Consider the following 8,585-nt stretch of genomic DNA (forward strand, 5'->3'; position numbering starts at 1 on the left):
AAGCAACACCTGAAAACGCAGTTTCAGGCGCTTACCCGCTATCTCGCTTCCTTTACATGTACGTTAACAAGGCGCCAAACAAGCCCCTTGATCCGATTAGTTTTTTAAATCTCACTACCGTCTCCTACGAATAATTCGAGTTTTTGAAACACCTAGCTGTAATGTGTAACTTAGGCTTGAGACGAACTATATGATTGTTTTATGACACTTATATGACAGTGCGTTGTCATATTTGTTTTTTACATTGTTTTGACATTTTACTCAAAACTTTTCCTAGCTAAGGCCTTTAAACAGGCTATTGTTTAAAGCATTAGTTAAGTTTTTAGAGACAGCGAAATGACACTTTTTGAAGGGTTGAGACCTTCACCCGATAGCGAGTTGATGCTCAAGGTTTCCGCGACAGGGGCGAGTACGAACGTGCACGGCGACGTCTATGCAGGCTGGTTGTTGGATCAGATGGATACGGCCGCGACTTTGTGCGCAACCAAACTGTCCAAAGGCCGCTGTTCTACCGTTGCGGTAGAGAACATTCAATTTCAGTCACCGATTAATGTCGGTGATCTGGTTAGTTTTTATGCTCGACTTGAGGACAGTGGTCGCAGTTCGATGGTCGTCGTCGTTGAGGTGTTTGCTGAGCAAAGCACGAGTAACGTCAATGCCAAGGTAACAGAAGGGCGTTTTACGCTTGTGGCCATCGATCAGCAGGGCGCCATTCGACAAATACTTTAAATCGTCCGTTTGGGGCTGTCGGGTTTGAGCATCGCCGCTGTTGGTGAACAATAAAGATGTTAGTAAAACAATAAAGTCGTTAATTTTTGAGGCTCTAGGTCTTTTATTTTCTTCACTTCTTTACCGTAAGAAGTCTAAAGCTCCGCTTCCAGCCGGTTAGCTAACACCAAATAGCAGACATGCCGATCGTCGAAAAGTCACAACGGCTTTTTGGTTAAGAGCGGACCTCGAAGCATCGCTATTGCTCTGTTAACTTCACGAGGTAAGCAGGCATTCGCGTCAATTATTAAAGCCACGAATCTGCATCTTGTCCGCCAAGAATAGCCATAATTTCAACGAAGGATCCATTTATTCGATAGTAGATAGTATCTGCCAAATAAGGACAACGCCGATAACCTGGCCGAATATGATCTATGGTCTGATATTGAAGTGGATTTGAGGCAATTAATTCAAAGGTCTCAAAGAAACCAAAATAGTATTCATCTGCTTGATACTCACCAAATTCGGCAATTCCATAAGCGTAAATTCTTTTAAGGTCTTCCTTAGCGTTTACAGAAATTCGATATGTATACATTAACGCTTCAGTTCTTCTTTGAACTCTTCAAGCATTTCAGCAGGACTTTGAGAAACAAATCCACTTTGCTCAGCTTCCATCAGTTTAATATTTATGAGCTCAGCTCTTCTGGCTCTTCGAATTAAATCGTTGATCAACTCGCTTTTGTTGGAATAGTCTCGGATGTTATCGACATGATTTCTGAGCCATGTGTCATTTTGTTCCGTTAGGGTAATGCTTTGCCTTGTCATAATGATACCTATAGATCGGTGCAGTTATGATGCAATAATACACCAGAATGCGTAAAATTATAATATAGATACTGTGGCATCATGTTACTGAATGGTGAAACGCGGACTATAAATTCGGTATGCCTCCCCATCAGCTGCCACCAAATAGTAGACATGCGGCTCGAGATAAAGCTACAGCGGTTTTTTGGTGATGAGCGGACATTGCCATCGCGCTCCCCTTTTAAAAGAAAACATACCAAAGCGGATCAAAGTTAAACGCGCCATCTTTACTTTTGGAAGCGATAGCTAGTGAGGATATACGTCTCAAGACGCATATAAATGCAAAGAAAACACCTGTGCCTGTAAGTAGCTGATTTGAATAACTTATTGGCTTCTTTATGGAGATAATCAAAATTAGGATATACGTCGCGAGGCGTACTTCCAAAACGACACTTTTCTGCTTAGGATAGAAAGCTCAGGGATGGTTGGACCCGCCAAGTAAGTAAGGATCAACAATCAAAAAAATATACCGTCGCAAGACGTGCGTCGCGAGACGTATATTCAAATGTTAAGTGTAAGGAAGATAATGAGCGAATACCTGATATGGATAATCGTGATAGCTCTGGTATACCTCGATGCCATGGCAATCTATTACGCACATAAATCGGAAATGTACGAGCCAATTCAATTATTTTTCCAAGCTCTAATCGTACTATGCATACCATTGGTCGGTGCATTGCTCATTCTAAATTTCGCTCTTAGTCATATAAGGTCTGCACCGCAATATAGTGGTTCTAGCAAATCAAGGTCTCGCGTACTAGAGCTCTTCTTCCTTACCGCTATAGTGGCTTCGCACTCAAATAGTGTGGGGCTTTCCGATGACGGTGCTGGCAGTAGCCACATCGATTCCGGTGGCTTTGGAGGGGACGGCGATGGCTAGCGTTCTAATTAAACACAAAACACTTAACAAGGCGCTCAATCAAGGACGCGCATAAATGCGCGCCGCTTAGCTTGGCGTTAACTGTTCTGGTTGTTATATATGAGAAAAACTGTACTGCTTTATATGTTTTACGCTCTTATTGCCGTCATTGTGAACGTAAGGTTTTATAGCTTCTTTACAACATTTCAAGCAGCGGAGCTGAGCTTTGAACAAAAGGTCGCGGAAAAGGCAGCCTTAATCAAGGATGGCTCTTTGAAGCTAACTGATGACCAGTTAGCGGATTTATTGCTGGCTGCGGCTAACAGGGACTATGAAATTATTCAGCAAAAATGGACTACAGCGTTCAATATAATTCTATTTAGCATTTCGCTATTTTCCATCCCCGTCACCCAGCAGTTAACCAGGCGCTCAAGCAAGGACGCCGTAAACGGCGCCACTTAGCTGAGCGTTAAGGCATCAAATGAAAGTATTTATTGCTGGTCTTATTGTTGGTATTGGGGTTATGTATTTCTCAGCCGAAAGAACCTTGGATAAACTCCATTTGTTTAACAGCGAGCAACTCCATCTTGGTTTGATTAATGAGTACAAATTTTTCAATAAAACGCTGAACGAGATTGAGTCTGGTAATATCGAACAGGCAATTCATCGCATAAGGAGCATTCAGGAGGCTAATAAAGCACTTATTAAAAAATGCATAACCGAAAGCTGTGCGCCAGGAATATCTAATGAACTTCAATCAGCGATCAAGCCTTAACAAGCGCAAGCAACAGGACTCGCAACAAGTTGCTCGCCGCTGTTGCGGGCGTTATGTTTCCTAATTTTAACAGTGAAGATTATGGATAGTCTCTTTTCGTGTAATCCTGATTGTAGTATTGAAAACTTAATGGCTCTTGATTGGCTAGCTGTATTAGGTTTTTTCCTTGTTATCTATTTAGTTTCTACTGTATGGAGAAAATGGGCTTTTAGCCGGAACAAATACCCAGAAACTTCAATCAAGTGGCATGTGCCCAGATTTATTTATATCGCTACAGTCTTTTCGCTAGTATCAATGCCTACTGTTTGGTGGCTGTTTGGTTATACTAGCGCTAAAATATTCGGGAAATTTATACTTCCAGAGTCTGTAATTGTTCTATACATACTATGGGCATTAGGTCCCGATAAACATAACAAGTCACTGAAAAGTGACGCTAAAAAACGCGCACTTTAGTGGAGCGTTAGGTGACATAAAAGCATTAAAATCAATAGGTTGTACTGGTTCATAAATCGTACAATGATGTTGCACGAATTATAGAAAATGCTAAGCCGAAGCATGTTCCATTAACTATAAATTTTGGCTTATTCCAAGCGGAAAACTTTGATGGTTGGCGTCGTTGATTTAGCAAACAAGAATGAAGTGAATCGTTGTGTTCACTGATGGTAGAATTAAAAATAATCGGTGAATTGAAGTTCAAGGTTCTTTTCAATAAAGAGAAAAAGAGTGGCGACCAAAACACCCCATTCTAAAGAAAAACCTAGGGCAATCAATCACCTAACAAGAAGCTCAAATGGACAAAATATGCTGTCATCCTTTTTGCAAAAACACGCAAAAAAGCTGCCATCAAATTTTGCCGTTTAGCTAGGCGTTATGTTTTTTATTACTTCTCGGGTAATCGAATTTATTAGCTAGAAGGATATAATCAATTGCTCTTTTAAACAGAATAAGCAGAAAGGAATCAAAAATTGACGATTAAAATTGGGCCTCTTGGAGGCAAACTCATATTCTGGGGGGCTACACTTTTTCTAATTGGCCTTATTCAAGGTGGTCTAATTCCTTATTTCCTAAATCCGCGTATGGCTTTGTCTGCTCACTTGGCTGCGGTTCAAAGTGGCATGGCGCTTATGATATTTGGTGTCGTCTTTGAGTTACTTTCTCTTAAAGATAAATGGTTAAAAATAGCCTATTGGTCAGGTTTATTAAGCATGTATTTAGTTTGGTTTTCTATTACGCTGTCAGCAGTATTTGGGGCAAGTAAAGCATTGCCAATGGCTGGCCAAGGTTTCTCAGCTAGTTACGTAGTTGAAACATTGGTGCTGTTAACTGTATATACCGGGGCGGGCCTTGGTATTTTATCAAGCTTGCTAATCGTGCTTGGTTTATCGAGGTTTGTTCAATCAAAGACAACATAACCAGCAGCTCCACCGGACTCCGTAATGTTTGCACCTTTCCTGCAAAACACGCAGCAAAGTCGCCAACATTACTACGCGCGGTGAGCTGGGCGTTCTAATGTCTGCTTTTCCAGTAGCCCTATTCAGAGCTCAGCCTTAACTTAACGTCCGCTTTTCTCACATTTCAGATGGAGGTTTTCGACTTGCGCAATGTCCGCTTTGGTGTGGTAGCTGACTTCATTAGGCATCAATTTTGTTAACAACTATATTTAGTCGTGACAAAATCCGGTCGAGTAAAAATCAGTACCTTATGGAACCATTTGTTAGTAACTTTATTGTTCACCAACAGCCGCTCGGTTAGATTTCGTTAGGCAGGCTCAAATACCTGGTCTGCATAGCGCTTGGAAAATACACGCCGTTGATGATCATCAAACTCAACAGTAAACGTATCGCCTTCTTCTTTTACAACTCGACCTTTACCCAGCAATTTGTGCACAACGTTGTTTGCCGTCCAGTGAGCCGTTTGGCTAGTGCGTACTTGGCTTCGGTTTTTATCCCAGTTCAGATCTAACTCAAAATGCGCAGCGTAACGCTGGCTAATTGCGCTGGGTGCGTCATTCAGATTGATGTTGGATTGCCCTTGTTTAATGGCTTTGGCCATATCAAGTGACGCATTTGCAGCCATTTCATCGAGAAAACGGAGACGGTCTTTGCTGCTCTCTGGCGGGCAAAACATGAGTAACCTTTCTTGCGCTCGTGTCATAGCTACGTAAATCAGGCGACGCTCACTCGCAATATCCACATCATTTTTACCCTGCTGTGCGAAGAAGTTGGTTTCCGAGAGGCCCGGTAAAATCACGTTGTCCCACTCAAGCCCCTTTGCACGATGGATGCTAGTAAGTTGCAGGCCTGCGCTTGCGATGTTTTGATTGCGAGACTGCGTTCTTGCTTCTAGCTCTGCAAGATTTTGCAGCAGCGCGGATGCGCTTTCCGCTTTGTCTTGCGACATGAACTCGACTAGACCTTTGATCGTTCTTATTTGCTCGTTACTGGCGTCTTCACTCAAGCCGCTGCTTTTTAGCTCTTCATAGAGTTTGGTCTCGGAAACGTAGTGTGCAAATACCTTTCGAGGTGCGTTGGCGTTGTTCTCAACTGCGGAGAGTGCTTTGGCAAAACGCTCTAGCTTTAGCTTCTGGTATCGTGAAAGCTGCTCTGGAATCAAGCTAAGTAAATGGTTTCCCCACCGGCTGTTGCAGTGCGCCAGTGATTGCATGACATCATGCATTTGTCGCTCATTAATACCTAGATGTGGGAAGCGGCCGAGTTGCATCAGGCTCGCTAAGCGTTGTTCTTCTGTAAGCAGCTTGAAGTCGCCGGACGCCAATTGTAAGACTGTACGCAGGCAAGACATCTCGTCAGACCCAAAAATGCCGCGATGCCCTTGTAGCGTATAAGGCACATTCGCGCGCAGTAAGGCTAACTCGATTGGTGCAGCTTGGCTCCAGTAGCGCACTAAAATCGCGGTATTTTGCAATGCCTGTTCGGAGTGTTTGGCGAGTCGCTTCGTCAGGCTGTTCAGCTCATCATTGCTTTCACAGATTTCGACCTGTGTGTCCGGGTTTGTTTCGCTTGGGATGCACAATGCGTCTTCATGGTATGGGCTGTGGGAGATCAATTGATTCGCTAATAGGGCCACCTGATGGCCGTAGCGAAAGCTTGTGCTTAGGTTAAGCGCTTCGGTATCTTGAAATTCCTGTGCAAAGCCTGTCAGCATGTATTGCGGCTTAGCCCCGCGAAACTCGTAGATGGTTTGGTCTGGGTCGCCAACAATGGTTACTTGAGCGCGACGTCCTGCGATCAAGGTTAGCAAGGCATGCTGAATATCATTGGTATCTTGATATTCGTCGACCAGAATCACATCCATTTTGTTTTCGACCTGTTGTCTCAGCTCTGGATCGGCCAGTAGCGCACGGACAGGATCGTACAGCATGTCGGCATAGCTAATGCGTCGATGGTCATGGCGCCATTCTTCAAAGCGCTCAAACAGAATGGGCAGGAAAGAAAACTTTTTGTCCAAATTACTTGATCGGAAAAAACTCGCCGGGTCATCAAGTTGGCTTTTACATTGATCAATGAAACGAGCGGCAACATCTAAATACTCTTTTTTATAGCGTTTGAATTCCGTGTGCTGTTCTGGACTCAGCACTTGCGGCACAAGCTGAAGGAGATGAAACTGCTGCTCTCGCTCGCTCAGGATAGAGCCTTGATACGCGGGTAGAGCGCCAATTGAAATGAAGCGTTGGTAAAGTCGAAAACCCATGGCATGAAATGTTCGGACTTCCGGAACTGCGCTTGAACCGCCCACCAATTTTTGGAGTTTGCTTTGAAAATCCAATTGTGCGCTTTTGTTGAACATAAGCACCAGAACTCGGCGAGGCTCAAGCCCTTGTTGAAGCAGATGTTGAATGCGATAAGCGAGAGTTGTGGTTTTTCCGCTTCCGGCGACGGCGCGAATCACATAATGTCCGACTGGGGCATCGACGATGGCGCGCTGTTCTGCTGTCAGAGTGAGGCTTGGCATAAATGACCGGGTATTCTTCTGGGCTATTCTTGTCGGCTATATTGCCGAGTTGTTTGCTTGTATTTTCGTAGCTGAGCAAACACACTTAGCGTTTATGGAAAACGCAGTTTGTGTGCAGGAATATGAATCGCCTAATCATACTATTAAGTGTGTTGTTGTGGGTAGCAGGATGCGCCTCGAATGACCAACAAGTCCCGCCGGATTTTCGCATCAATACCTCTAAGCAAACGCTCGATAGCCCATCATCGCTGATGAAGGCTGTTGAAAGTGGCAGCGAGGAGCTTTTGCGCTCAAGTCTCCTAGCGGGAGATTCGGTCAATGCGGTTTTCCAAGGGGATACGCCCTTGCGTATTGCATTGTCTCAAGGGCGCGGTCGATTTGTCCGCATTTTATTGCGCGCCGGAGCAACGCCAAACTGGGCGCTTCAGCCTGAACAAGCCAGCTTGCTAATGCTGGCTAGTCGCAAGGGTATGAATGAGCAGGTCATTGCATTTATTCAACAAGGCCAAGATTTAAACTACATCGATACGCGCGGCTGGAGTGCGTTGGCCGAGGCATCTTTGAATGGGCACCTTACCACAGCCAATATATTGTTGGATGCAGGCGCAGAGGTTGATGTTTATCCTGATGGAGCGTCTCTGCTGATGAAGTTAGTCGCTGACAATAATATGCTGATCGTTAAGCCCATGCTTGAAGCCGGCGCGGATGTGAATTTTATCGCGCAATCCGGAGAAACGGCATTGAGTATTGCGCGAGAGAACCAGTTTCATGAGCTGGATTTAATGCTGGTGCAGGCTGGTGCGCGATTGTGACCGAGTGCGGCATTGAGTAAACTTTGGCCTGCAACATTATAACAACGATCATTACTGTTTATTCCGACCAGCAGTGCTGTCACAACGTCAGATTGATACAACTTATTGGGATTACTCATGCCTAAAGACATGCCGAGTGAAAAGAAAATACCCGTTGGCCCCTTGCCGCCACCAAAAGAGGATTACACCCAGTACGAAGAGACAAAAGTACTTTGGGGGCGCTTAGCATTGATGTTTGGTGGTGTCTTTGCACTCGCATTTGCAGGTTTGCACACGCTGTTTAGTCCGGCCTCGGACGAGCGTGTTGTGAGTGTTATTGAGCAGCGCCGTATCGCCGAACAAGAACTTGTGCGTTCGATACAAGCACCTCAAACCAATGCGGTTGTCGCTTCCGTTGAGGAGGTCGCGGGTTTTGATAGTGCTCCAGAGAAACAACGCGTCGCAGTGGTTGCTGGTCAGCAGGATGACATCTCAGAAGCATCATCAGCGCCAGTAACGCAAGGCGCAGAAGTAACCAAGAGCGCTCCATCGGAAGCGCCTCGTGCAGCCTCGTTAAGTAACAATGACTCCATGACACCTGTTTCTTCAGTGACAA

At 44.7% G+C, this 8,585-nt stretch carries 11 protein-coding genes; 8 read left to right on the top strand and 3 right to left on the bottom strand.

All coding sequences use genetic code 11. The features are described from left to right. Positions 1 to 336: 336 nt before the first annotated feature. Positions 337 to 729 (top strand): acyl-CoA thioesterase, encoded by a 393-nt coding sequence (locus A3750_RS09455; RefSeq protein WP_068454952.1) that lies wholly within the window; start codon positions 337 to 339, stop codon positions 727 to 729. Between the two features lie 286 nt (positions 730 to 1,015). Here A3750_RS09455 and A3750_RS09460 read toward each other — a convergent pair whose 3' ends face one another. After that, positions 1,016 to 1,303: a type II toxin-antitoxin system RelE/ParE family toxin gene (locus A3750_RS09460; RefSeq protein ID WP_068465923.1), complete on the bottom strand. Its 288-nt coding sequence runs from the start codon at positions 1,301 to 1,303 to the stop codon at positions 1,016 to 1,018. Further along, positions 1,303 to 1,533, bottom strand: a complete 231-nt coding sequence (locus A3750_RS09465; protein WP_068455370.1) for a CopG family transcriptional regulator — start codon at positions 1,531 to 1,533, stop codon at positions 1,303 to 1,305. The genes A3750_RS09460 and A3750_RS09465 overlap by 1 nt, the downstream gene beginning before the upstream one ends. A 565-nt stretch (positions 1,534 to 2,098) precedes the next feature. Between A3750_RS09465 and A3750_RS09470 the strand changes: the two genes are divergently transcribed. The 5 genes from A3750_RS09470 (at position 2,099) to A3750_RS09490 (ending at position 4,618) form a co-directional block, all read left to right on the top strand. Continuing rightward, positions 2,099 to 2,452 carry a hypothetical protein gene (locus tag A3750_RS09470; RefSeq protein WP_068465796.1) on the top strand — a complete coding sequence of 118 codons (354 nt, stop codon included), beginning with the start codon at positions 2,099 to 2,101 and terminating at the stop codon, positions 2,450 to 2,452. 99 nt (positions 2,453 to 2,551) lie between these two features. Next, positions 2,552 to 2,893 carry a hypothetical protein gene (locus A3750_RS09475; protein WP_068455377.1) on the top strand — a complete coding sequence of 114 codons (342 nt, stop codon included), beginning with the start codon at positions 2,552 to 2,554 and terminating at the stop codon, positions 2,891 to 2,893. A gap of 19 nt (positions 2,894 to 2,912) precedes the next feature. Beyond that, a complete protein-coding gene (locus A3750_RS09480) occupies positions 2,913 to 3,206 on the top strand; it encodes a hypothetical protein (protein ID WP_068455390.1) in 294 nt (97 codons plus the stop codon). Positions 3,207 to 3,287: 81 nt separating this feature from the next. Continuing rightward, a complete protein-coding gene (locus A3750_RS09485; RefSeq protein ID WP_068455393.1) occupies positions 3,288 to 3,659 on the top strand; it encodes a hypothetical protein in 372 nt (123 codons plus the stop codon). Between the two features lie 512 nt (positions 3,660 to 4,171). Beyond that, positions 4,172 to 4,618 carry a hypothetical protein gene (locus A3750_RS09490; RefSeq protein WP_068455402.1) on the top strand — a complete coding sequence of 149 codons (447 nt, stop codon included), beginning with the start codon at positions 4,172 to 4,174 and terminating at the stop codon, positions 4,616 to 4,618. 346 nt (positions 4,619 to 4,964) lie between these two features. Here the strand turns inward: A3750_RS09490 and A3750_RS09495 are convergent, their stop codons facing one another. Then, positions 4,965 to 7,178, bottom strand: a complete 2,214-nt coding sequence (locus tag A3750_RS09495) for an ATP-dependent helicase (RefSeq protein ID WP_068456401.1) — start codon at positions 7,176 to 7,178, stop codon at positions 4,965 to 4,967. A 122-nt stretch (positions 7,179 to 7,300) separates the two neighbouring features. On the opposite strand from A3750_RS09495, the gene A3750_RS09500 reads away from it, so the two are divergent. Both A3750_RS09500 and A3750_RS09505 read left to right on the top strand, forming a co-directional pair. Continuing rightward, positions 7,301 to 7,990, top strand: a complete 690-nt coding sequence (locus A3750_RS09500; RefSeq protein ID WP_068456404.1) for an ankyrin repeat domain-containing protein — start codon at positions 7,301 to 7,303, stop codon at positions 7,988 to 7,990. Between the two features lie 117 nt (positions 7,991 to 8,107). Continuing rightward, positions 8,108 to 8,585 (top strand): hypothetical protein (locus tag A3750_RS09505; RefSeq protein ID WP_156498507.1); only part of this gene is annotated, 478 nt, incomplete at its 3' end.

Source organism: Oleiphilus sp. HI0079 (assembly GCF_001635105.1).

What these genes read in the sequence shown, in the direction of transcription:
- A3750_RS09500 (WP_068456404.1), top strand. Translation starts at nt 7,301, where the DNA reads ATGAATCGCCTAATCATACTATTAAGTGTGTTGTTGTGGGTAGCAGGA.
- A3750_RS09495 (WP_068456401.1), bottom strand. Translation starts at nt 7,178, where the DNA reads ATGCCAAGCCTCACTCTGACAGCAGAACAGCGCGCCATCGTCGATGCC.
- A3750_RS09465 (WP_068455370.1), bottom strand. Translation starts at nt 1,533, where the DNA reads ATGACAAGGCAAAGCATTACCCTAACGGAACAAAATGACACATGGCTC.
- A3750_RS09460 (WP_068465923.1), bottom strand. Translation starts at nt 1,303, where the DNA reads ATGTATACATATCGAATTTCTGTAAACGCTAAGGAAGACCTTAAAAGA.
- A3750_RS09455 (WP_068454952.1), top strand. Translation starts at nt 337, where the DNA reads ATGACACTTTTTGAAGGGTTGAGACCTTCACCCGATAGCGAGTTGATG.
- A3750_RS09470 (WP_068465796.1), top strand. Translation starts at nt 2,099, where the DNA reads ATGAGCGAATACCTGATATGGATAATCGTGATAGCTCTGGTATACCTC.
- A3750_RS09480 (WP_068455390.1), top strand. Translation starts at nt 2,913, where the DNA reads ATGAAAGTATTTATTGCTGGTCTTATTGTTGGTATTGGGGTTATGTAT.
- A3750_RS09485 (WP_068455393.1), top strand. Translation starts at nt 3,288, where the DNA reads ATGGATAGTCTCTTTTCGTGTAATCCTGATTGTAGTATTGAAAACTTA.
- A3750_RS09475 (WP_068455377.1), top strand. Translation starts at nt 2,552, where the DNA reads ATGAGAAAAACTGTACTGCTTTATATGTTTTACGCTCTTATTGCCGTC.